Source organism: Bradyrhizobium huanghuaihaiense (assembly GCF_007830635.1).
Lineage (GTDB): Bacteria > Pseudomonadota > Alphaproteobacteria > Rhizobiales > Xanthobacteraceae > Bradyrhizobium > Bradyrhizobium huanghuaihaiense.
The window spans coordinates 21,229-43,322 of the sequence record NZ_VLLA01000024.1; the positions used below are offsets into that span (position 1 = coordinate 21,229).

The 22,094-nt window shown below is 65.4% G+C and carries 26 protein-coding genes, 1 tRNA gene and 1 pseudogene; 17 read left to right on the forward strand and 11 right to left on the reverse strand.

The window, feature by feature from the left end; genetic code table 11:
• The first annotated feature begins 5 nt into the window (after positions 1 to 5).
• A complete protein-coding gene (locus IQ16_RS34875; RefSeq protein ID WP_018644131.1) occupies positions 6 to 215 on the forward strand; it encodes a hypothetical protein in 210 nt (69 codons plus the stop codon).
• Positions 216 to 332: 117 nt separating this feature from the next.
• On the opposite strand, the gene IQ16_RS45970 is transcribed toward IQ16_RS34875, so the two are convergent.
• Positions 333 to 953, reverse strand: coding sequence for a hypothetical protein (locus IQ16_RS45970; protein ID WP_018644130.1), 621 nt, complete (start codon positions 951 to 953; stop codon positions 333 to 335).
• Positions 954 to 1,162: 209 nt separating this feature from the next.
• Between IQ16_RS45970 and IQ16_RS34885 the strand changes: the two genes are divergently transcribed.
• The 5 genes and pseudogenes from IQ16_RS34885 to IQ16_RS34900 all read left to right on the forward strand — a co-directional run bounded on the left by IQ16_RS34885 (position 1,163) and on the right by IQ16_RS34900 (position 4,419).
• The gene (locus tag IQ16_RS34885) at positions 1,163 to 2,191 is read left to right on the forward strand and encodes a hypothetical protein (RefSeq protein ID WP_018644129.1); all 1,029 of its coding nucleotides are present in this window, start codon (positions 1,163 to 1,165) and stop codon (positions 2,189 to 2,191) included.
• Positions 2,187 to 2,381, forward strand: a pseudogene (locus tag IQ16_RS47695) (hypothetical protein); the annotation flags it as partial. The gene IQ16_RS34885 and the pseudogene IQ16_RS47695, both read left to right, overlap by 5 nt.
• Positions 2,378 to 3,016, forward strand: coding sequence for an RraA family protein (locus IQ16_RS34890; RefSeq protein ID WP_026312166.1), 639 nt, complete (start codon positions 2,378 to 2,380; stop codon positions 3,014 to 3,016). The pseudogene IQ16_RS47695 and the gene IQ16_RS34890, both read left to right, overlap by 4 nt.
• Positions 3,017 to 3,043: 27 nt before the next feature.
• On the forward strand, positions 3,044 to 3,415 hold the full coding sequence (locus IQ16_RS34895; RefSeq protein WP_018644127.1) for a dimethylsulfonioproprionate lyase family protein: 372 nt from the start codon (positions 3,044 to 3,046) through the stop codon (positions 3,413 to 3,415).
• Positions 3,416 to 3,462: 47 nt separating this feature from the next.
• Positions 3,463 to 4,419, forward strand: coding sequence for a tripartite tricarboxylate transporter substrate-binding protein (locus tag IQ16_RS34900; RefSeq protein WP_018644126.1), 957 nt, complete (start codon positions 3,463 to 3,465; stop codon positions 4,417 to 4,419).
• 57 nt (positions 4,420 to 4,476) lie between these two features.
• On the opposite strand, the gene IQ16_RS34905 is transcribed toward IQ16_RS34900, so the two are convergent.
• Both IQ16_RS34905 and IQ16_RS34910 read right to left on the reverse strand, forming a co-directional pair.
• A complete protein-coding gene (locus IQ16_RS34905; protein WP_014490344.1) occupies positions 4,477 to 4,770 on the reverse strand; it encodes a GYD domain-containing protein in 294 nt (97 codons plus the stop codon).
• 106 nt (positions 4,771 to 4,876) lie between these two features.
• Entirely contained in the window at positions 4,877 to 5,230 is a 354-nt protein-coding gene (locus tag IQ16_RS34910; protein WP_018644125.1) for a VOC family protein, read from the reverse strand.
• A 143-nt stretch (positions 5,231 to 5,373) separates the two neighbouring features.
• On the opposite strand from IQ16_RS34910, the gene IQ16_RS34915 reads away from it, so the two are divergent.
• The 3 genes from IQ16_RS34915 to IQ16_RS34925 all read left to right on the forward strand — a co-directional run bounded on the left by IQ16_RS34915 (position 5,374) and on the right by IQ16_RS34925 (position 7,581).
• Positions 5,374 to 5,450: transfer RNA gene (locus IQ16_RS34915), tRNA-Arg, on the forward strand.
• 118 nt (positions 5,451 to 5,568) lie between these two features.
• A complete protein-coding gene (locus tag IQ16_RS34920) occupies positions 5,569 to 6,291 on the forward strand; it encodes a DUF2569 family protein (RefSeq protein ID WP_018644124.1) in 723 nt (240 codons plus the stop codon).
• A 129-nt stretch (positions 6,292 to 6,420) separates the two neighbouring features.
• Positions 6,421 to 7,581: an amidohydrolase/deacetylase family metallohydrolase gene (locus tag IQ16_RS34925; protein ID WP_145832026.1), complete on the forward strand. Its 1,161-nt coding sequence runs from the start codon at positions 6,421 to 6,423 to the stop codon at positions 7,579 to 7,581.
• A gap of 7 nt (positions 7,582 to 7,588) precedes the next feature.
• On the opposite strand, the gene IQ16_RS34930 is transcribed toward IQ16_RS34925, so the two are convergent.
• From IQ16_RS34930 to IQ16_RS34940, 3 genes are read right to left on the reverse strand one after another with little or no spacing between them, the layout of a single operon-like run.
• A complete protein-coding gene (locus IQ16_RS34930) occupies positions 7,589 to 8,182 on the reverse strand; it encodes a TlpA family protein disulfide reductase (protein WP_018644122.1) in 594 nt (197 codons plus the stop codon).
• Entirely contained in the window at positions 8,175 to 8,636 is a 462-nt protein-coding gene (locus IQ16_RS34935; protein WP_026312165.1) for a DsrE family protein, read from the reverse strand. Before IQ16_RS34935 ends, IQ16_RS34930 begins: the two co-directional genes overlap by 8 nt.
• Before the next feature lie 20 nt (positions 8,637 to 8,656).
• On the reverse strand, positions 8,657 to 9,085 hold the full coding sequence (locus IQ16_RS34940) for a DoxX family protein (protein WP_018644120.1): 429 nt from the start codon (positions 9,083 to 9,085) through the stop codon (positions 8,657 to 8,659).
• 103 nt (positions 9,086 to 9,188) lie between these two features.
• Here IQ16_RS34940 and IQ16_RS34945 point away from each other — a divergent pair, with 103 nt between their 5' ends.
• Positions 9,189 to 10,073 carry a LysR family transcriptional regulator gene (locus tag IQ16_RS34945; protein ID WP_018644119.1) on the forward strand — a complete coding sequence of 295 codons (885 nt, stop codon included), beginning with the start codon at positions 9,189 to 9,191 and terminating at the stop codon, positions 10,071 to 10,073.
• 38 nt (positions 10,074 to 10,111) lie between these two features.
• Here the strand turns inward: IQ16_RS34945 and IQ16_RS34950 are convergent, their stop codons facing one another.
• On the reverse strand, positions 10,112 to 10,837 hold the full coding sequence (locus IQ16_RS34950; RefSeq protein WP_018644118.1) for an alpha/beta fold hydrolase: 726 nt from the start codon (positions 10,835 to 10,837) through the stop codon (positions 10,112 to 10,114).
• Positions 10,838 to 10,957: 120 nt separating this feature from the next.
• Between IQ16_RS34950 and IQ16_RS34955 the strand changes: the two genes are divergently transcribed.
• The gene (locus IQ16_RS34955) at positions 10,958 to 11,932 is read left to right on the forward strand and encodes a helix-turn-helix domain-containing protein (RefSeq protein ID WP_018644117.1); all 975 of its coding nucleotides are present in this window, start codon (positions 10,958 to 10,960) and stop codon (positions 11,930 to 11,932) included.
• A gap of 111 nt (positions 11,933 to 12,043) precedes the next feature.
• Here IQ16_RS34955 and IQ16_RS34960 read toward each other — a convergent pair whose 3' ends face one another.
• A complete protein-coding gene (locus tag IQ16_RS34960) occupies positions 12,044 to 13,189 on the reverse strand; it encodes an acyl-CoA dehydrogenase family protein (protein WP_018644116.1) in 1,146 nt (381 codons plus the stop codon).
• Positions 13,190 to 13,316: 127 nt separating this feature from the next.
• On the opposite strand from IQ16_RS34960, the gene IQ16_RS34965 reads away from it, so the two are divergent.
• The gene (locus tag IQ16_RS34965) at positions 13,317 to 13,994 is read left to right on the forward strand and encodes an alpha/beta hydrolase family protein (protein ID WP_018644115.1); all 678 of its coding nucleotides are present in this window, start codon (positions 13,317 to 13,319) and stop codon (positions 13,992 to 13,994) included.
• 3 nt (positions 13,995 to 13,997) lie between these two features.
• On the opposite strand, the gene IQ16_RS34970 is transcribed toward IQ16_RS34965, so the two are convergent.
• Positions 13,998 to 14,972: a ketopantoate reductase family protein gene (locus tag IQ16_RS34970; protein ID WP_018644114.1), complete on the reverse strand. Its 975-nt coding sequence runs from the start codon at positions 14,970 to 14,972 to the stop codon at positions 13,998 to 14,000.
• Positions 14,973 to 15,123: 151 nt separating this feature from the next.
• Between IQ16_RS34970 and IQ16_RS34975 the strand changes: the two genes are divergently transcribed.
• Positions 15,124 to 15,927 (forward strand): enoyl-CoA hydratase-related protein, encoded by an 804-nt coding sequence (locus tag IQ16_RS34975; protein ID WP_018644113.1) that lies wholly within the window; start codon positions 15,124 to 15,126, stop codon positions 15,925 to 15,927.
• Between the two features lie 246 nt (positions 15,928 to 16,173).
• Here IQ16_RS34975 and IQ16_RS34980 read toward each other — a convergent pair whose 3' ends face one another.
• Entirely contained in the window at positions 16,174 to 16,446 is a 273-nt protein-coding gene (locus IQ16_RS34980; RefSeq protein ID WP_145832019.1) for a hypothetical protein, read from the reverse strand.
• 173 nt (positions 16,447 to 16,619) lie between these two features.
• On the reverse strand, positions 16,620 to 17,504 hold the full coding sequence (locus IQ16_RS34985; protein WP_018644111.1) for a LysR family transcriptional regulator: 885 nt from the start codon (positions 17,502 to 17,504) through the stop codon (positions 16,620 to 16,622).
• Positions 17,505 to 17,615: 111 nt separating this feature from the next.
• Here IQ16_RS34985 and IQ16_RS34990 point away from each other — a divergent pair, with 111 nt between their 5' ends.
• From IQ16_RS34990 to IQ16_RS35005, 4 genes are all read left to right on the forward strand, one after another.
• On the forward strand, positions 17,616 to 18,983 hold the full coding sequence (locus IQ16_RS34990; RefSeq protein ID WP_018644110.1) for an FAD-dependent oxidoreductase: 1,368 nt from the start codon (positions 17,616 to 17,618) through the stop codon (positions 18,981 to 18,983).
• A gap of 33 nt (positions 18,984 to 19,016) precedes the next feature.
• Positions 19,017 to 20,021, forward strand: coding sequence for an ABC transporter substrate-binding protein (locus IQ16_RS34995; protein ID WP_018644109.1), 1,005 nt, complete (start codon positions 19,017 to 19,019; stop codon positions 20,019 to 20,021).
• Positions 20,022 to 20,268: 247 nt separating this feature from the next.
• Positions 20,269 to 21,042 (forward strand): ABC transporter ATP-binding protein, encoded by a 774-nt coding sequence (locus IQ16_RS35000; RefSeq protein WP_018644108.1) that lies wholly within the window; start codon positions 20,269 to 20,271, stop codon positions 21,040 to 21,042.
• Positions 21,035 to 21,859, forward strand: coding sequence for an ABC transporter permease (locus IQ16_RS35005; RefSeq protein ID WP_026312163.1), 825 nt, complete (start codon positions 21,035 to 21,037; stop codon positions 21,857 to 21,859). The genes IQ16_RS35000 and IQ16_RS35005 overlap by 8 nt, the downstream gene beginning before the upstream one ends.
• Positions 21,860 to 22,094 lie beyond the last annotated feature (235 nt).

Here is a 22,094-nt window from a genome sequence, read left to right on the forward strand (position 1 = left end):
GCGCGATGAGGCGTTGTTTGATGATCGGGGTCGCGCTGACCGCGCTCTGCGGCGCATCGACGCTCGCCCTTGCGAGGCCGCCGACGGTCATGACCTCGCCCGGCTATGACAGGCGATTGCAGGAGAGCAGGTCGCAGTTGGGTGGTTCAACGGCGGCGACGGTGGATGCGCCAGTGACAAAGCCGAAGCGTACAAAGAAGAAGCACGCGAATTGAGGATGGGGCGGGAATCTCTATCCATTCGTCATTGCGAGCGCAGCGAAGCAATCCAGAATCCCTCCGCGGAAAGACTCTGGATTGCTTCGCTGCGCTCGCAATGACGGCTGTGGCTGGCTACCCCTTCTTCGCCGGCTTGCTCGGCGTCGGGCTGAACAGCTTCTTCAAATCGTTCAAGCTTTCCGACAGCCGCGGCCATTCGCAGGAGAACGAGCCCTTGGTGCAGGCCGCGCCCTTCGGGCGCTGGCCGGCGGTCTGCTGCACCTTCGGCCGCTCGACCGGCACCGGAACGCGCTCGGCCTCGGTTCGCAGGGCGATCTGCTGAAGCTGCTGGACCTGTTGCTCCTGCTGCTCACGCTGCTGGCGCGCCGTGGCCTGGGCCGCTTCATTGCTGCGGCGCTGATTGGCGAGGTAGGCGGTATAGGTTTCGTCGATCTTCCTCTGCTCCTCCGGAGTCGGGTTGGGCCCGGCGATGTCGAAGGTGCGGTCCTGGAGGAAGTCGTAATAGGTGTAGCCGCCACCCGGCTTGCGACGGCCGGCGAACTTGGCGTTGCAATCGGCGAGCGCGGCTGTCTTCTCGGCCTTGGTTGCAGCCTTCTCGGCGGCATCGGCGCATTCTTCGAAGTCGACGGGCGCGCGTTTCCACCATTGCGCCTGGGCATGCGACTGCGTCAGCAGAAAAAATCCTGCTGCGGCAACGAGAAGCGCCGCACGACGCGATGCAACGACAAGCGACATTTTACGAGGGCATTCCTTACACGACTCAACTCGAACCGAGTCGGGCCAGATTTTTGCCCCTTTATCGCCGGCTTGTCACCCATGGAACCCGGGAATTTCATGGCTGCGATGCTGACATTTTTTGCTTGACGTGGCGCGGGAGTCACAGCCGCGCGGCACGTGATGCGCTTAGACTTTTATCGATTTGAATCCGAGGGGGAATCTCCGTGATGAGAGCGCTGGCCCGACTTGCCGCACTCGCCCTGATGCTGACGTGCGGCCATGCCTTCGCAGCGGAGGAGGATGCACCCAACCGCAAGCCGGTGAAGGCCATCGGCGATGCCAGGCTCTCGGTCGGCGGGCGGGGAATGCTGCCGCTTTACCTCTCGCGCGACTGGTCGATGCCGCTGCCGGCAGTCTCGCGCGCGGTCATCGTGCTGCATGGACGCCTGCGCAATGCCGACGAATATTACATATCGGCCAACAACGCGCAGGCCGCAGCGGGCGACGACGGCAAGAGTGCGCTGATGATCGTCCCGCAGTTCCTGGCGGAGATCGATATCGAGGCGTACAAGCTGCCCGCGGATACGCTGCGCTGGTCGCTCGAGGGCTGGGAGGGCGGCGATGCCGCGCTCGCGCCGAATCCGGTGTCGTCGTTCGAGGCGCTCGATGCGATCCTGGCAAAACTCTCGGACCGGCGCGTCTTTCCGAACCTGAAGCAGGTCGTGATCGCCGGGCATTCCGGCGGCGGCCAGGTGGTGCAGCGCTATGCGATCGCGGGCAAGGGCGAGGCGCCGCTGCTGCGCCAGCATATCGACATTCGCTACGTTGTCGCCAATCCCTCGTCCTATGCCTATTTCAGCGCTGAGCGGCCGCTGCCGAAGGTTGCCGCATCCTGTCCCGGCTACGACAATTGGAAATACGGCATGGGCGACCGTCCGCCCTATCTCGCGGACGCGACAGCTGCGGCACTCGCGCAGCGCTATGTCGAGCGCGAGGTGATCTACCTGCTCGGCACGCTCGACACCAATCCAAAACAGTCCGCGCTCGATAAGAGCTGCATGGCGGAGGCGCAGGGGCCGACGCGCTACGCCCGCGGTCACGCCTATGCCGATGCGATGGCCAAGCGCGACCATGGCACGCCCAATCACCGGGTCTGGGATGTCGCCGGCGTCGGCCATGACGGCGACAAGATGCTGACCTCGAAATGCGGGCTCGCGGCGCTGTTCGATAGTCCGGGCTGCGGCGCCGAGCGCTGATGTCTTGAAGGCGCAGCTGTCGCTGTTACACTTCGTCCCGCGAGTGCCTCACCCCGAGGCGCCGCCAAGAAGCCTGTTGCGCGACGAGCGCGCGGCGTGGATGAAGGAAGGGCGCGCCTTCCGGATTTTGCCGGCGAAGGCGCCGGCGCATGCCGAACAAGAAAATTCACGAAAGGACTCTTTGACATGACGATCACGATCGCAGCGAACAGCGTGCCGAAGCCGCCCGCCGAGATCATCGCGGGCTTTCGCGGTGCGCCGACCTCGGTCATCTCGGACAATCTCGCCCGGCTGCCGGGCGCGGTCGGGCTCAAGCCCTATCATCGCGGCGGCAAGCTGGTGGGGACGGCCTTCACCGTGCGCACCCGGCCCGGCGATAATCTCGCCATCCACCGTGCGCTGGAGCTGGTCGGGCCCGGCGACGTCATCGTGGTCGATGGCGGCGGCGACGAGACCCGCGCGCTGGTCGGCGAGATCATGAAGAACATCGCGCAGTGGCGCAAAGCCGAAGGCTATGTGATCGACGGCGCGATCCGCGACGTCGCGGCCTTCGCGGCCGACGACTTCCCCTGCTACGCCCGCGCGGTGATCCATCGCGGTCCCTACAAGAACGGTCCCGGCGAGATCAATGTGCCTGTTACGATCGGCGGCACCGTGATCGCGCCCGGCGATATCGTCGTCGGCGACGAGGACGGCGTGGTGTCGTTTCCGGCCACTGGTGCCGCCGCGCTGCTCGAGGCCGTGCGTGCCCAGGTCGCGCGCGAGGAAGAGACCATGAAGGCGATCCGCGAGGGCCGCTACCAGGGCTCATACGGCAAAGCCTGACCAGCGAAGAACGAAGGGGAGAGCGGCGTGAGCCAGAGGGACGAATTCCACAATATCGACAATCCCGACGACGGGCTGTTCCGCGAGCTCGCCGCGGGGGTGACGACGCGCATCTTCTCCGGCGAGCAGGCAATGCTGTCGGTGGTGACGCTGGCTCCGCATGCGCAAGGTTCGCTGCATCACCATCCCGAGGAGCAATGGGGCGTGCTGCTCGACGGCTCCGCGATCCGGGTCCAGGGCGATGAGGAAATCCCGGTGAAGAAGGGCGATTTCTGGCGTACCCCCGGCAACGTGCCGCACACCATGCGCGCCGGCCCCGACGGGGCCCGCGTGCTGGACATCTTCAGTCCGCCTCGGCCAGAATACAAAAAAGCGGGGTCGGGCTTCGGGACGACCTGAGCGCTCAAAAGCAAAAAAAGCAAAGCGCAAAATACAAGGGAGGGACCATGACGATCACACGACGGGCGCTGCTGGCCGCGCCCGCCATCCTCGCGATGGCACCGGCAAGCGCCCAAGCCTCGAAAATCACGCTGGTCGTGCCGTTCCCGCCGGGCGGCTCGACCGACGCGATGGCGCGGCTGCTCCAGAGCAATTTGCAGACAAAGCTCAACCGCATCGTCGTGGTCGAGAACAAGTCGGGCGCCGCCGGCGCGCTCGGCGCGGCGCAGGTCGCCAAGAGCCCGGCCGACGGCGCGACGTTCCTGGTGACGTTCGACTCGCATGCGGTGATCCCGTCGATCCTCGACAAGCCGCCGGTCGATGTTGAGCGCGAGCTGATGCCGGTGCTGCTGATCGGCACTGCGCCCTATGTGATCGCGGCCGGCGCCGGCCGTCCCTATAAGAGCTTTGCCGAGGTCGTCGCCGCCTGCAAGGCAACGCCCGGCGCGGTCAAATACGCCTCCGTCGGCATCGGCACGCTCGGCCATCTCGCCATGACCGTGCTCGGCAACAAGGCCGGCGTCGAGATCATGCATGTGCCCTATCGCGGCGGCGGCCCCGCGATGAACGACGTGCTCGGTGGCCATGTCGATCTGATCGCGGGATCGGCGGCGCTGGTCGCCGCCCAGCTCGGCACCAACATGCTGCGCCCGATCCTGCAGCTCGGCCGCGAGCGGCTGCAGGCGCTGCCGGACACGCCGACCGCGATCGAGGCCGGCTTTCCGGATTTCGAGACGCTGGCCTGGTGGGGCATTTTCGCGCCCGCGGGGACGCCGCCCGATATCGTCTCGGCCATGGCGACCGCGTCCAGGGAGATCCTGAGCGAGCCGGCCACCGCCACCCAGCTCAAGGAGACCCAGCACATGACGCTGCTGCTCCAGGACGGCCCCGCCTTCAAGACCTTCTTCGACAAGCAGGTCGCCTATTGGGGCAAGGTGGTGAAGGACAACAATATCAAGGCGTGAGACGCCTATTCCCGGGATTGCCATCCCGGGTCCGGTGCGCTTGCGCGGGCTTGAGCGTCAGAGCATCTTGCCGACGATCTTCGTCATATCCGCTGCCGAAAACGCGCGCAGCGTTTCGGTGCGGACATTGCCGAGTGCGCTGAGACTAAGGCTGAGCGACATCGCGGCAGCCTCATCTGGAGCCTCGAGAACGGTTACAACGTCATATCGTCCCTGCGTCCAGACGATCTCTTTCACGGTCACTCCGAACGTTTTGGCCATCTCCTTGAAGGCTTCGGCCCGCTTCGGCGAGTCCTTGACGTTGCGGACTCCCTGATCAGTGAAGTTTCCCAGCACGACATAGGTTACCATGGTCGTCCTCCCTGGTCAGAACTTGAGGAAACCGCGCCGAGATTGCCACGTCGGCTGAGACAGCGCTACTTGCGCGTTGGAACGTCAGCAGATGCGACTTATTCGGTCAGGACAACGGCCGTGCGAAACTGAGCTCATGGCCGTCGGGGTCGGTGAGATGGAAGTAGCGCTCACCCCATTCGGCATCGCGCGGCGCGGTCGATGGCTGCCATCCGGCGGCGCGCGCCTGCGCGTAGGTCTCGTCGACATCGGCCACGTAGAAGATGACGCGGCCCCACCAGGACCAGCGCTTGGCGTCCGGCTGCGCAGTCAGGTTGAGATAGCCGCTGCCGGCGCGAAAGCTCGTGAATGCGGCGGCTTCGCCGCCATACAAGAGCTCGAACCCGAGCGAGCGGTAGAAATGCACGGCGAGCCCCATGTCATGCGTGCCGAGCGTGATGGCGCTGATGCTTTCGATCATGTGAGCTGCTCCGCCGAGAGGGACCTGGAAGCGATTGTATAGCCGCCCCGTTCAGGTTGACGATGGTCTGGCCCGTCTGGCGGCTGGCGAACCGCATTTTGCTCTGCTATGACGGGATCGAACCCGCAACCTGCGGGTTCCGCGGTCCCGTAGCTCAGCCGGATAGAGCGACGGTTTCCTAAACCGTAGGTCGGAAGTTCGAGTCTTCCCGGGATCGCCATTTCCGAGCATTTGCGCGACGCCGCGAGCGTGCAGTGCCGGTATCCCTCCAGGCGCTTTTCTATCGTCACGTGTGCCGGCAACCGGCTGGAATATGGCGGGGTGCAGAGGGGCGTTGCATGGCGGATCTATGGTTCTACGCGGATGGCGGGCAGCGGCGCGGCCCAATGCCGATTTCGGAACTCGTTACGCTCCTCTCGCGTATCGCCGATCCCCGGCGTGTGCTGGTCCGGCGGCACGGCGTCGAGAATTGGACGCCGGCTGGGGAGGTGCACGAGATCGCACAGCAGCTTCTTCAATCGCCGCCGCCAGACCCGGCATCCCCGCCGGTTGAGGTCATTCGAGAGCCTGCCATTCCCGCAGAAGACGCTGCCGCGTTCAAGAACGTCCAGCCCGAACCGACCGGCATCAGCGGCTGGCTCGGGCTTTTGGCCTTCGGCCAGGTGATCGGTACCATGCGCCTGGTCGTCAGTATCGCGCAGTATGTGCAGTCGATCAGCGACGACGTCTGGGCGGTATTCTCAATAGAAATTCGGGGTGAAATAGCGCTGAACGGCGCGCTGATCTGCCTTGCAATCTGGACGACGGTGCTCCTGTTCATACAGTCACGCAGATTTCCAGCTTTCTTCATCGCGCAAATGATCTGTGCGCTGCTGATACCGGTGATCGATCGCGTGTGGATCGCGTCGATCTTTTCCGTTGCCCTCAATCGTCCGTTCACCGATTTCCTCGCGGTAGGTCCAGCAGAGGTTGGCCGAATGATTGTCGGCGTCATTAGCGCCGCGGTTTGGATACCGTACGTGCTGCGCTCCCGTAGGGTCGCCAATACGTTCACGGAGTAGGCCGTCATACATTCCGTCGGCCCGCAAGCCGGACAGGATGCCCGCTGATTTGCGCGCCTGGTGCGAAAATTGCTAACAGAAGCGGCCGGGCTGGAAGGGGCGCCTTCCAGCCCGGCCCATGCCTGTCCTTTGCTACATCCGGAGACCAGAACGCCTTTTGACTTGATCCTGCGCGGCGGAAGGGTCGTTGACCCCTCTCAGAAGCTCGATGCCGTGACGGATGTCGCATTTTCGGGCGGCAAGGTCGCCGCGATCGGCACTGGGCTCAAGGCGGATCCGGGCACGGATGTGCGCGACGTTTCGAAATACATCGTGACGCCGGGGCTGATCGATCTCCACACCCACGTCTATTGGGGCGGTACCTCGCTCGGCATCGATGCCGAGGAATTCTGCCGTCTCTCCGGCGTCACCACGGCGGTGGACACCGGCAGCGCCGGGCCCGGCAATTTTGCCGGCTTCCGCAAGCATGTGATCGAGCCGAGCCAGGTCCGCATCCTCGCTTACCTGCATGTCTCGCATGCCGGCATTTTCGGCTTCTCGCACCGGATCATGGTCGGCGAGAGCGAGGAGCTGCGGCTGATGAATCCGATCGAGGCGGCCAAGGTGGCCGATGCCAACCGCGACCTCATCGTCGGCATCAAGGTGCGCGTGGGCCTGCATTCCTCGGGCACTTCCGGGCTGGTGCCGCTCGACATCGCGCTCGAGGTCGCGAACGAGGTCGGCATGCCCCTGATGGCGCATATCGACCATCCGCCGCCGAGCTATGAAGAGGTGCTCGCGCGCCTGCGCCCCGGCGACGTGCTGACCCATGCGTTCCGTCCCTTCCCTAATACGCCGGCGACCGCGCAGGGCACGGTGAAGAAGGTGGTGCTGGAGGCGCGCGAGCGTGGCGTGCTGTTCGACATCGGTCACGGCAAGGGCTCGTTCGCGTTCAAGACCGCGCGCGCAATGCTCGCCAACGGCTTCTATCCCGACACCATCTCCTCCGACATCCACCAGCTCTGCATCGACGGCCCCGCCTTCGACCAGGTGACGACCATGTCGAAATTCCTCTGCATGGGCATGGAGCTGTCCGACGTGGTCGCGGCCTCGACGGTGAACGCGGCGATGGCGCTGCGCCGCCCCGAGCTCGGCAGCCTCAAGCCCGGCAGCGTCGGCGACGCCACGCTGATTTCGGTGAAGCAGGGCCAGTTCGATTATGAGGACGTCGTCGGCGAGCACCTGATCGGCGATCGCAAGATCGTCTCGGAGGGCGTCGTCATCGGTGGCCGCTGGTGGCATCCGAACTGACGCCGCACTAGTCCTGCTCGCGATAGAACTGCAGGAGCCGCGCGCCCGCTGGCGAGAGCCAGTCGGGCGCGCCAGCGATATAGCCCTCGACGTGGCCGCTCGTTCCGACCAGATAGGTGATGGGCATGCCGACGAGCGAGAACGTCGTGGTCGATGCTTCGGCTGCCGCGCCGTAGCTGTCGGCATAGCAGGCAAGGCTCTGCACGGCGAGGCCGCTGAGAAACGAGCGGATTTTGCGCAGGTCTTTCGTATCCGTGCAGATCGCGACGATGTCCAGCCGCTCGGGCCGCGATCCCGCAAGGCTCGCGAGCATCGGCAGGTCGAGCTTGCAGGCCGCGCACCAGGTCGCCCAGAAGTTCACCAATGTGATGCGGCCCGGCTTCGCCGCCACGGTGACGTCCTTGCCGTGCAGGTCCTGAAGCCTGAGCTGCGGCATCGATGCGCGCGGCCGCACCAGTGTGAACTGCCTGCGGCCCGCTTCGAGCACCGGCGGCCAGCTGTCCTGCGCGCTGCTTGCGCGTGGGACCGCGAGAGAGGCTGCCGCAGCCAGCAGGATCGATCGCCGCGACAGCGCAACGCCTTCACGCGCTTCGTCACGCATGGATATAGGCCCAGCCCTTCAATTGCAGATCGACGACGCGGCCGATCCCGAACGGCACGAGGCTCGCGCCTGCGATCAGCGGGATGGAGATCTGCTCCTTGGCCTCCGCGATCGCCTTGGACGAAGCGCACATGCTGTAGGTGAGGTTGGGCAGCGACTGCCGCAGCGTCGCGAGCGGCTCGACCAGCGGCGTCTTGTCGGCGCGGAAGACGTCGATGCCCTTGCCGTTGGCGACGACCTCGATCAGCAGCCGCGCGCCCCTGTCGGCAAAATGCTTTGAGAGGTTGGCCGAGTAGCTGATCGCGTGACCCATCACATAGGGCTCGTTGCTGTCGATCAGAATGACGACGCCCTCAGTGAGGCGATCCTCCTTGGCGGCGGTGGGGCCGCCGGCCGTGAGGATCGCGGTGCCGGCGAGCAGGCCCCTGCGGGACCATCCGTTGGCAGAGATCATGGCGACGGCGCTCCTGCCGGTCAGAACTGCCGCGGCGCGATCGGGGCCTTGCCGTTGCGTCCCCACAGCACGAACAGGGCGAGCGCGAGCAGGACGACATTGAGCGGCGTCACCGCGGCCTCGCCGCGCGAGAGATGGAAGAGAAGCGCAATCACCTGCAGCACCGCGCAGCCGAGCGCGGCCAGAACCGTCAGCCGCGGCAGGATCCGCGTCAGCGCCGGCAGCAGGATGCCGATGCCGCCGGCGAGATCGACCAGTGCGATGGAGCGGACAAACGTTTCGGAATACTGGCCGGCCCAGGGCATCATCGCGGCCAGCTGGGGAATCGGCGTCGTCAGCTTGACGAACCCCGCCGAGATGAAGACGAAGGCGAGGACGACCTGCGCAGCCCAGAGGCCGATGCGAAGGGCGCGGCCGGGGGCGACGGTCTCAAGGGTGGTGGTGGACATGCTGGTTCTCCGGAATGTGAGGGTCGCCACCATTTGATGGTTTCTCCATTTTTGATCATTATATGATCCGGGATAGGTTCATTTCCTGGATGTTGATGATCTAATGGATACGCTGGTCAGCATGAGGGTGTTTTGCCTGGTCGCGGAGCTGAAGAGCTTTGCCACCGCGGCGCAGCGCCTGCGCATCTCCCCCGCCATGGCGAGCAAGCATGTGATGCAGCTCGAGAAGCGGCTGGGCACGCGGCTGCTCAACCGGACCAGCCGGCGCGTCAGCCTGAGCGAGAGCGGCGCGCTCTATTTCGAGCAGGCGCGGCAGATGCTGGACTCGCTCGACGAGGTCGAAGCCGCCGTCAGCAACGCGACCGTCGTGCCGCGCGGCACGCTGCGGCTGACCGCGCCGGTGTGGATGGCGAATGCGATCTTCGCGGGCGTGCTGGCGGACTATCAGGCCCGCTATCCCGAGGTGCGCCTCGACGTCGATCTCAGCGGGCGCCTCGTCAATCTGGTCGAGGAGGGTTTTGATCTCGCCCTGCGCGCAACGGCCGCGCCGGAGGAGGCGCTGATCGCGCGGCCCATCACCAGCGTGCCGTTCCACCTGGTGGCAGCCCCCGCCTTCCTCAAACGCGCGGGCCGACCGAAGAATTTCGCCGATCTCTCCGGCCAGCCCCTGTTGCACTACGCGCTTTATCCGGGCGAGAGCTTCTCCCTGAACCGGAACGGCACGGTCGAGACCGTCAAGCTCAACCCGGTGCTGCGCAGCGGCAACGAGACGCTGCTGCACATGGCCGCGCTGGAAGGCATGGGCTTCGCCTTCCTGCCGAAATGGCTGGTCACCGACGACATCGCCGCCGGACGTCTCGTCCACATCCTGCCCGATGTGGTCATCTTCGAGGGCCGATTGCTCGCGGTCTATCCGAGCCGCAAATATCTCTCCGCGAAGGTGCGGACCTTCATCGACTTCGTCGCCGCCGACAAGCGGATGAGGTAGCGCCTTACGGTACCGCGAGATCAGCGGCGTAGGAGCTTTCAGTCGCGTCCGGCCTCCATGATCGCCTTGGCGAGGCGCGCCGGATCGGAGAAGCACAGCTCGTGGCTTCCCGGCACCTGCACCAGGCGAAACAGGCCGAGCTTCTCCGACAGCCGTGGATGCCAGCCATAGCTGTGTGGCAGCGCGGTGTCCTCGGTGCAGTTGATGTAGGATTTCGCCAGCGGCATCTCGGCCGGATTGGTCTTGATCGCGATCTTGTCGGTGAAGGTCGCGAGCGGATGCGGATTGAGCACGTCATAGGCGCGTTGCGCCGTCTCGGGATCGGCATCGTTGATGAAGGCTTCGCGCCAGACCGGGAATGGCAGCACCACGGAGCCGTCGCCCCGCTCGGCCGCGATCGCGTCGAACAGCCCGACATAGTGCGGCGGCACCATGTCGTTGAGGCACTCGCCATTGTTGGGCACGAAGGCGTTCCAGTAGACGAGACGGCGGATACGCTCGGGCGCGAGGTCGGCGACACCGGTGATGACCATGCCGCCATAGGAATGGCCGAGCAGGATGACGTCCGTGAGATTGTTCTCGGCGAGGTAGTCGGCGATCGACTGGATCGCTTCCTTCAGCCCCGTCGTCTTGGCATCCCCCGGGCGGTTGCCCTTGATCGTCGGCGTGTGGACCTGATGGCCATGGGCGCGGATCGGGACCGCCACGGGCTCGAACTCTGCACCGGTGTGCCAGGCGCCGTGAACGAGAACGTAGGTCGACATGTTGTGGCTCCTCCCGCGGGTGTGATTAGATCGGCGCAGCGTCGCAGCGCGGCAAATGTGGACCGGCGACGGATTTGTTGCTTGGCTGGAAGTGAACCGGATTGGTCTCGGAGTGAACCGATGCAGCAGATCCCCGTTCCGTCACGCCAATCAGCCTGGAATACCGCAGGCGTGCGGCCGAACGAGCAATTCGCCTATTACCGCGAGGCGATTTGCCAGGCGTTCATGAACCTGACGCCGGAGCCCGCGGCCGCGGCCGGCTTTCCCGCCAGCGTCGAGCACGTTCGTCTCGGCGATGCCGCGATCAACCGCGTCAGCTTTCCAGAGCATGTGGTCCGCCGCTCCGCCGCCGACATCGCGGCGTCCGACCGCAGCTGCTTCTACCTCAACCTGAAGCTGGCCGGGCGCTGCCGCATCCAGCAGGACGGCCATGAGGTCAGCCTCTCGCCCGGGCAGGTCGGAATCTTCGACAGCGACCGGCAATTCGCCCTCCTGCACGATCGTGGTCCGCAATTGCAGGTCGCCTCGTTCTGGGTGCCGGCAGGCGCGCTGCGCGAGCGGTTGCCGGCGTCGTTCGACATCACCGCTTGCCGCGTCTCGGACGATCCCTTCGTCGGTCACCTCATCGTGGAGACGGCGCGTGCGCTGAGCGACGGCGCGCTGCGCATGACCGAGGAGGAGGGCGTGCGGCTGTTTCGGGCGCTGATCGAGCTGGTTGCCGTCAGCCTGTCGCGGCGCAGCCGGGCAGGTGCCGCGGAATCGGAGAGCCTCGCTGAGACGACCACGCTGGCGTTGAAACGCGCCATTCACCGGCGGCTCCGCGAGCCCGGCCTTGCGGTTGCCGACGTCGCGGGTGCCGTAGGCATCAGCGAGCGCTACGTCCATAAACTGCTGGCGAGATCTGGCTCCAGCTTCACCGAATACGTCATCGATAACAGGCTCGACGGTGCGGCCAGGAATCTCAGGGATCCCGCAATGGCAGATCGGGCGATCGGCGCCATCGCGTTCGACTGGGGTTTTTCGGACCTCTCCCACTTCACGCGGCGCTTCAAGCAGCGTTTTGGTTGCCGGCCGCGGGACTGGCGTACGCGGTGAAACGGGCATGTCGTCCCGGCCCCCGTGCGCAATTGCGCACTAGGCCGGGACGACAGCTGTCTTGTGGAGACCGTGTTGCCGAGGCGTCTCTTGCCTGAAGCAAGAACGCGGCTACAGGGATCTCGCGATCAACAGCTTCATGATCTCGTTGGTGCCGCCATAGATCTTCTGGATGCGGGAATCGATGAAGATGCGCGAGATCGGGTATTCCTGCATGTAGCCGTAGCCGCCGAACAGCTGGAGGCACTCGTCGGCGGTCTGGACCTGCTTGTCCGAGCACCAGTATTTCGCCATCGACGCCGTCACGGTGTCGAGGTCCTTTGCGACCAGGCGCTCGATGCACCAGTCGACGAAGACGCGGGCGATCATCGCCTCGGTCTTGCGCTCGGCGAGCGTGAAGGCGGTGTTCTGGAAATCCATCAGCGGCTTGCCGAACGCTTTCCGCTCCTTGGTGTAATCGACGGTGAGCTTGACCGCGCGCTCCATCGCGGCGACGGCGCCGACCGCGAGCGCAAGGCGCTCCTGCGGCAATTGCTGCATCAGCTGGACAAAGCCCTGGCCTTCCTCCTTGCCGAGCAGGTTTTCCGGCGGCACCGTGACGTTGTCGAAGAACAGTTCCGACGTGTCGGAGGCGTGCAGCCCGATCTTGTCGAGGTTGCGCCCGCGCTTGTAGCCGTCCGCGCCCTCGGTCTCGACCGCGATCAGCGAGATGCCCTTCGCGCCGGCCTCGCCCGTGCGCGCGACCACGATGACGAGATCGGCGGCCTGGCCGTTGGTGATGAACGTCTTCTGGCCGTTGATGACGTAGGAATTGCCCTGCTTCTTCGCGGTGGTCTTGACGGCCTGGAGGTCCGAGCCGGTGCCGGGCTCGGTCATGGCGATGGCGCCGACCATCTCTCCGCTCGCCATCTTCGGCAGCCAGCGCTTCTTCTGCTCCTCCGAGCCGTAATTGAGGATGTAGTGGGCGACGATGGCGCTGTGCACGGAGACGCCTGTCGTCAGCTCCGGCACGGTGCTTTCGAGATCGTCGAGCACCGCGGCGTCATAGGCGAAGGTGGCACCCAGGCCGCCATATTCCTCCGGCACGCTCGCCAGCAGCGCGCCCATCTCGCCGAGCCCGCGCCAGGCGAAGCGGTCGACCATCTTCTGCTCGCGCCATTTTTCCGCATGCGGGGCCAGGTCCTTGGCGAGATATTTCCGGAACTGGTCGCGGAAGACGTCGAGCTCTTCGGTCATCCAGGAGGAGCGGTAGGACATGGTTACCTCGGTTGATGCGCAGTTCCGGCTTGGGTAAGCCAGGCCGCGGCGGCAATTATTGTGTTTTCAGGCTGCGCCGGTGACGCTACCAAGGCGGCCGTAACAGCCTCTGTCGGGATGTCTGATTGTGGCGACCAAAACTCAAGAGCTCAAGCTCGACATCGAACGCACCGGCACGGTCTCGGCGATCCTGACGCTGCCGGACCGTGCGCGCGCCTGCTACGTGCTGGCGCACGGCGCGGGTGCGGACATGCGGCATTCGTTCATGGAAAAGACCGCAGAAGGACTCGCGGAGCGCGGTATCGCGACGTTCCGCTTCAATTTTCTCTACATGGAAAAGAAACACGGGCGCCCGGACCAGCCGGCGGTGGCGCACGCCGCCATCCGCGCGGCGGTCGCGGAGGCGGCACGGCTCTGCCCCGGTCTCAAGCTCGTGGCGGGCGGAAAGTCGTTCGGCGGGCGCATGACCTCGCAGGCGCAGTCGAAGGCTGCATTGCCTGATGTCAAAGGGCTCGCCTTCCTCGGCTTTCCCCTGCATGCCGCCAAGAAGCCGTCGTCCGAGCGCGCAGATCACCTCTCCGGCATGGCGATCCCCATGCTGTTCCTGCAAGGCACCCGCGATGAGCTTGCCGATCTGAGCTATCTCAAGCCTGTCGTCGAGAAGCTTGGCCCGAAGGCGACACTGCATCAGGTCGAAGGCGGCGATCACTCCTTCGCGGTGCTGAAGAAATCCGGCCGCAGCAATGACGAGGCGCTCACGGAGGTGCTGGACGTGCTCGAAGCCTGGATCGACGGGCTCGCCTGAGGCTCAGGCCGAATAGAGCCCCTTGTCGCGCGCCTTCTGGATCGCCAGCGCGGCGATGAGATCGAGCGTCGGCGTCGACAGGCCGGCGGTGCGCGCGAAGGCGGCCGGCGCCTTCACCAGCACGTCGATCTCCATGGCGCGGCCGAGCTCGTAATCTTGCAGCAGCGACGGCTTGTGATTGGGGGCGGGGCCGCTGCGCGTGACGCGCTTGACCTCGGGGATGAAGTGCTGCGCGATGTCGTTGGCCTCGTTCAGCATGCGCGGAATGACTTCCGCAAAGGCCGGGTCGTCGCGTACCCCGCGTGCGGTCTGGCCGGTGAGCAGGCACAGCACCGACAGCGACATGTTGGTCAGCAGCTTTGACCAGATCGCCTCGCGGATCTCGGCCACCGGCGGCGATTCCAGCCGGGCATCGTTGAAGACGTTGCGAAGTTTCGTGATGCGCTCGCAATTGCGGTCGTCGCATTCCCCGATCAGCAGGCGGTTGCGGTCCGGGGTGAGGTTCTGCACCACGCCGGGCGCAGTCACCTCGTTGGAGGAGAAGATGACGCCGCCGATGATCCGCTCCTTCGGGATGCAGGCGCGCAGGCGGCCGCCGGGGTCCAGGAAGGAAATGTCCGGCGGTGCCGGGTGCCGGGGCGGCAGGCCGATACCGTACCACCAGGGAATGCCGTTCTGCGCGAACACGATCGCGGTGTCGTCTTGCAGCAGCGGCTTGATGCTGGAGACCAGTCCGGTCAGTGCGGTCGCTTTCAGCGTGGAGATCACGACGTCCTGCGGGCCGAGCTGGGCCGGATCCCCTGATGCGTTCACCTTGGCGGAAACCTCGGAATCGCCGACCCGCAGCTTGAGTCCGTTCGCGCGCACCGCCTCGAGATGCGCGCCGCGCATCACGCAAGAGACCTCATGGCCGGCGCGCGCCAGCCGTACCGCAATGTGGCTGCCGACGGCGCCCGCGCCGAAAATGCAGATGCGCATGTTGATCCTGTCCCTGATCCCTTGGTGCCATCAGGCGGCAGCATGACACAAGCCGCCATGCGATGGACGCGGCTGCCCTACGCCGGAAAGATATGGATCAAGGCGCGCGGCCTCGGCCATAGTGCGCGGCAAACAACCGGAGGGAACGCCGATGACTGCCAGCCCCGTCCTGTGGAGCCTTGATGAGCGTGGGGTTGCGACCGTCACGTTGAACCGGCCGGAGGTCAACAACGCCTATGACGGCGCGCTGATATCAGGCGTGCTGGCGGCCATGGACGAGCTGGCTAAGAAACCGGCCTTGCGCGTCGTCGTGCTCAAGGGCAACGGCAAGCATTTCCAGGCCGGCGCCGACCTCAAATGGATCAATGGCGTGCGGCCGCAATCGGCCGAGGCCAACGAGGCGGCCTCGCGCGCGACCTTCGAAGCCGTGCAGCGGCTCAATACGCTGCCGATCCCGACGGTCGCGCTGGTGCAGGGCGGCTGCTTCGGCGGCGGCACCGGCGTGATCGCAGCCTGCGATGTCGTGATCGCCGCCGACAACGCCCTGTTCTCCATCACCGAGGTGCGCTGGGGCCTGACCGCCGCGATCATCATCCCGCAGCTCTGCGACGCCATTAGTGTACGGCAAGTCCGCCGCTACGCGCTCACCGGCGAGCGCTTCGGCGCCGAGGACGCCCGCCGCATCGGCCTCGTGCATGAGGTGGTGCCGCTCGCCGATCTCGAAGCCGCAGGCAGCAAGGTGGTCGAGCAACTGCTCGCCAACGGCCCCGAGGCGATGGCAGAAACCAAGCGCCTTGCGCTGGAGAGCTCGTTCGGCGGCATGGCGGTGGACGATGCCGCCTACAAGCGGCTCGTGCAGCTGCATTCGCTCAAGCGCCAGAGCGCGGAAGCCGCGGAGGGCTTGGCGTCGTTCGCGGAGAAGCGGGCGGCGAGGTGGGGTGGCGGGAAGGCTTGAGCGTGTCGCCGCTTTGAAACAATCGCCGCCGATAGTTATGGGTGCCGGCTCGCTCAGCCGTCGTCCTGGCGAAAGCCAGGACCCATTACCCTAGGGAGATGTTGTGGCGCGAAGCCGGCAGCCCGAGTCTTCGCCAAACGACGCCCTGGGGTAATGGGTCCTGGATCTGCGCTTCGCTTGTCCAGGACGACGAAAGTGTTGAGATGCGCGCGACTCTGTACCGCGCGAAGCCGCAACTATCAGTCTTCAGCAGCCGCGGCAGATGTTGTTGATGCTGCGATAGACGGCGTCGTCGTCCTGCCGCATCTGTTGCAGTGTTTCGAGTGTCTTGCTCTCGGCGGCCGGCGCCGCCGGCTTGCGCTTCGCGGCCAGCTCGTCCTCCTGCCGCTTGTAGCAGGCTTCGCGATCGGGTTTGGCCTGGATGAAGCGGCAGTTCTGCTCCAGGGCCGAGGCGGCGGTGGTTGAGATCGCGAGAGCGGTCAGGGCGGCGAATGCGTATTTCACGAATGTCGAATCCATGGCGGCCCTTCTCTCAGGTCTGTCACGCGAGAGCAACTGCGATGTTGTGACGGGTGCGCGACGCGGCGCGCTCCCGTAGCCCGGATGAGCGAAGCGACATCCGGGAATGTCGCGAAAAGTCCCGCATGTCGCTTCGCTCATGCGGGCTACCGCCACCTCACAATTGACACGGCCTACAGCGACGGTGCGAGTGACGTCTTGAGCAAAGTCAGCAGCGCCTGCACCGCAGCCGCGTTGCGGCGCCGCTCGGGGATCGCGGCCTTCACCCACAATTCCGGAATCGGAAAGTCGCGCAGCACCGGCTTGAGCGTGCCGTCGCGCAAGGCATCCGCGACGAGGTAATGTGACATCAGCGCGATACCGTTGCCGGCGATCGCGCTGCGCGCCAGCACGTGGCCTTCGTTGGAAGAGAGCAGCGGGCTGACCTGGATGCTGATGCGGCCGCGCGGGCCGTCGAAGACCCACTCCGGTCCCGTCGGCAGGAAGCTGAGACAGCGATGCTCGACGAGGTCGCGCGGATGCTTCGGCATGCCGTGCTTCTTCAGGTACGCAGGCGAGGCGCAGAGTAGCCGCTTCAGCAGACACAATGGCTCGTCGACCACGCCGCCGAACGAATGCGGGAAGGCGCCGATGGCGATGTCGAAGCCTTCGGTGACGGGATCGACCGGGCGATCGATCAGCACGATCTCGAGTTTCAATCGCGGGTTCTGGGTCTGGAACGCGCTGAAGGCGTCGGCGAGACGCGCCACCGTCAGCGAGGTCGGCGCCTTGATGCGGAGATGATCGACCAGATCATGACCCTTCTCGCCCATGCGCGAGAGCAGGTCGGTGGCGTCAGTAACGACGCCGCGCGCGCGATGCACGTAGCGCTGGCCGGCTTCGGTCAGACGCAATTGCCGGGTCGAGCGGTGAAATAGCGGCGTGCCGATCCGCGCCTCCAGCTGCGTGACGCGCTTGGCGACGACCGAGGTCGAGACATGGAGTTTGCGTGCCGCGGCAGAGAAGCCGGCGGCATCCGCGGTGGCGAGGAAGGCCTGGAGGTTCACGAGGATGTCCATTTTCAGTTTTCTCGATTCGCGAAAGCTGATCGCCTATTTTGATGGATTGTAGCCCGCTGCGCGTTAATTCATAGTCGTCCGCAAGCAAGGAATTTTGGGAAGGGACGCGCCATGCGGGCCACGACGATCGAAGAACCAGCGCGCAAAGTGCCGCTCTACGGCGAATATGAAGTCGTGGTGCTCGGCGGCGGGCCGGCCGGCATCGTGGCGGCAGCGTCAGCCGCGCGCGCCGGGCGCAAGACGCTGCTGATCGAGCGTTACGGTTTTCTCGGCGGCATGGGAACTGCTGCCGGCGTCACCAACTTCTGCGGCCTGCATGGCAATGTCTACGGCAAGGCGCACCGGCTGGTGCAGGGCATGGCGTCCGAGCTGCTGGCGCGCATCGATCTGCTCAATGGCCTCAACACGCCGCATCTGATCCTGGGCAAGGTGTTTGCCCAGGCCTACGACACCGCGGCCTACAAGATCGCGGCCGATCAGCTGCTCGCCAGCCACAAGGTGCACATCCTCTTCCATGCCCTCGGCGCCGGCGTGGTGATGGGCGATGACCGCCGCATCGACGCGCTGCTGGTCGAAACCAAGGCCGGCAGGCAGGCGGTGCGCGCCGAGATCTTCATCGATTGCTCCGGCGACGGCGATCTTGCGGTCTGGGCTGGCGCGCCGTTCGAGATCGGCGACGAGCACGGTCATCCGCTCTATCCATCGATGATGCTCCGTCTCAACGGCATCGATCCCGAGAAGGCGGGCGAGGCCTGGCGCACCATTCCGCAATTGATGGAAAAGGCCCTTGCCGCCGGCACCCACACATTTCCGCGCAAGAGCGCGATCGTACGGCCGCAAAAGTCCGGCATCGAATGGCGGGTCAACTTTACGCAAGTGGCGCGCGAGGACGGCCACGCCATCAACGGCGTCGAGCCCGACGATCTCACCCGCGGCGAGATCGAGGGCCGCAAGCAGGCGCTTGCAGCGTACGAGTTTCTGCGTAGCACCGTGCCCGGCTTCGAAAAGTCCTACATCGTCGACCTGCCGCCGCAGCTCGGCATCCGCGAGACCCGCCGCATCAAGGGCGGTTATCAGCTCAGCGGCGAGGACGTGCTCGGCTGCGCGTCCTTCGAGGATTCCATCGGCGTCAATGGCTGGCCGATCGAGGCCCACGTCCCCGGCGACGTCGTCTTCACCTTCCCGCCGATCCCGGAATCGCGCGGCTACAACGAGCTGCCCTACCGGATGCTGGTGCCCGAGGGCGTCGACAATCTGCTGGTTGCCGGCCGTTGCGCCTCGATGACCCATGAGGGCCAGTCGGCGGCGCGGGTCTCCGGTGCCTGTTTCGTGATGGGCGAGGCGGCCGGTTCCGCCGCCGCCTTGGCGCTCTCCGGAAATCGGATTCCACGCGAAATCCCCATTGAAAAATTGCAGGAAACGTTGAAACAACAGGGCGCCTTCATCGGGCGGGATCAGCCCGTGCCGGAAGGTCTGTGACGGGCTGCCAAAGAAGACGACGGAGGAAACGGGATGATCGGAATTGCAAGGCTCGCAGCTGCCGGCCTGATGGCGATCATGGCGATGGGCACGGCGCGGGCCGAGGACGCGCTGAAGGCCAAGGTCGGCGTGCTCCGCCTGTCGTCATCCGCGCCCGTCTTCATCGCGCAGGACAAGGGCTATTTCCGCGAGGCCGGTCTCGACGTCGAGCTGAAGTTCTTCGACGCGGCGCAGCCGATCGCGGTCGCCACCACCTCGGGCGACGTCGACTTCGGCGTCACCGCCTTCACCGCGGGCCTCTACAATCTGGCCGGCAAGGGCACGCTGAAGGTGATCGGCGGCATGAGCCGCGAGAAAGCAGGCTATCCCCTGATCGGCTATTTCGCCAGCAACAACGCCTACGCTGCCGGGCTGAAGACGCCCAAGGACCTCGTGGGCAAGCGCGTGGCGATGACGCAGGTCGGCTCCTCCTTTCACTATTCGCTCGGCCTGCTCGCCGACAAATACGGCTTCAAGCTTGCGGACGTGAAGATCGTGCCGCTGCAATCGCTGTCGAATGCAGCCGCCGCGCTCAAGGGCGAGACCGTCGATGCGGCGTTACTGCCCATCTCCACCGCGCGAAAACTGATGGACGAGGGCGGGGCGAAGTTTCTGGGCTGGGTCGGCGACGAGACGCCGTGGCAGCTGGGTGCGGTGTTCGCCTCGCCGAAAACGCTGACCAACAAGGCGCTGGTGACGAAATTCCTCGGCGTCCTCGCAAAGGCCGACCGCGAATATCACGACGTCATCCTGGCCGCGATGAAGGACGGTGTCGCGCCGATCAACGAGCAGACAAAACCGCTGCTGGAGATCATCGCAAAATACACCAACCTGCCGGTCGAGCAGGTCGTCGGCAATTGCGCCTATATCGATCCCGACGGCAAGCTCGACGTGAAGAACGTCGACAACCAGATCAAATGGCTGCAGGAGCAGGGTTTTGCCGACAAGGGCTTTGACGCCGATGCGATCATCGCCAAGGATTATGTGAAGGCGGATTGATCGATGTTCCGAGCCACCCTCTCTCCCCGTCATCCTGAGGCGCGAGCGAAGCGAGCCTCGAAGGATGCACGGCCCGGATGTAGCGGGGCCGTCGCTAATGCCAGGCCCCCAGTGTCGTCCCGGCGAAGGCCGGGACCCATAACCACCGAATTGAATTTGACGAAGACAGGCAATGACCACTTTGCGCCACAACTCCCACTCGGCGTATGGGTCCCGGCCTTCGCCGGGACGACACTGAGGTCGTGACATGGACCTGATCGCCAACCACATCACCCATCGCTTCGGCGATCTCGCCGTGCTCGACGATGTCTCCTTCACCGTCGGTGCCGGCGAGGTGGTCGCGATCGTCGGTCCCTCCGGCTGCGGCAAGAGCACGCTGCTGTCGATCCTCGGCGGCCTCTTGCAGCCGGCCTCCGGCGCGCCCGAGCTGCGCGGGGCGCCGCCGGCGGACAGTCTCAATCCGCTGACCTTCGTGTTCCAGGATTTTGCGCTGCTGCCCTGGGCGACGGTGGAGGAGAATGTCGAATTCCCGCTGCTGCACACCCAGCTCTCGGCCGCTGGGCGACGCGCGCTGGTCGAGGACGCCCTGCGCCGCACCGGCCTCACCGACTTCCGTCAGACCTACCCAAAGCAGCTCTCCGGCGGCATGCGCCAGCGCGTCGGCATCTCGCGCGCGCTCGCGGTGAAGCCTGCCATCCTGCTGATGGACGAGCCGCTGTCGGCGCTGGATTCGCAGACGCGCGAGCTGCTGATGGAGGATTTCGTCCGTTTGCTCGCCGATGGCGGCATGGGCGCGGTCTATGTCACTCACAATCTCGAAGAGGCCGCGCGGCTCGCCGACCGCATCGTGGTGCTGTCGCGGCGGCCCGGCCGGATCCGCGAAGTCGTGACGGTGCCGATGACGCGCGCGGTGCGCGGCGAAGCAACGGCGCGCGAAAAGCTGCTTGCTCTCCAGAACCAGATCTGGTCGCTGATCCGCAACGAGGCGATCGATGCCGAGCGCGAGGTTCAGCATGCTTGACCGCGCAGCGAGCGATGTGGCCCCGAAGGACGGAGCAACGCGCCGCGTCCGCTTCCGCGGCGCAGGCTTCGTGCCCGCAAGCAGCCGCTACGGCGGCTGGATCGCGCTCGCCCTCGTCATCGCGATCTGGCAGGCCGCCGGCAGCGCCGGCCTCGTCAATGCGCTGTTCCTGCCGACGCCCTCCGCGATCGCGCGCGCGATCTACCAGCTCGCGGTGTCGGGCGCATTGTGGCAGCATCTGTCCGCTTCGCTGCTGCGCATCGGTGTCGGCTGGGTGCTGGGAACGGCCGCCGGCGTTGCCGTCGGCTTCGCCATCGGCCTGTCGCGGCTGGCGCGCAGCGTCGGCATCACCTTCATCTCGGCGCTGTTCCCGATCCCGAAGATCGCGCTGCTGCCGCTCTTGATCCTCTGGCTCGGCATCGGCGAAGAGCCGAAGATCGCAACCATTGCGTTAGGGGTGTTCTTCTCGACCGCGATCTCGGTCTACAGCGGCGTCGATGCGGTGCCGCGCAACCTCATCCGCATGGCGCAGAGCTTCAACGTCCCCTTCGCCACCATCGTGCGCAAGGTGATCTGGCCCGGCGCGCTGCCGGCGATTCTCGCCGGCTTCCGCATCACCGCATCCGTCGCGCTGTTGCTCGTCGTCAGCGCCGAGATGATCGGCGCGCAATACGGCATCGGCGCCTTCGTGCTCCAGGCCGGCAATCTGATGCAGACGGATCAGCTGCTTGCGGGCGTGGTCATCCTGTCGGTGTTCGGCCTCGCGGTAGGCAAGGTGATCGGATGGCTGGAGACGCGGCTGTTGCACTGGCGGTAGCTGCAAACACCGCTGCCGTAGGGTGGGCAAAGCGAAGCGTGCCCACCATTCCATGAGTCGCGAGGACGTGGGCACGGCGCGTTGCGCCTTTGCCCACCCTACGAGACTGTTGCACTGGAGGTAGCCAAGCCCGTCATTGCGAGGAGCTCTTGCGACGAAGCAATCCAGACTGTCGCCGCGGAAAGATTCTGGATTGCTTCGCTGCGCTCGCAATGACGATGTGGTTGGCAGTGCG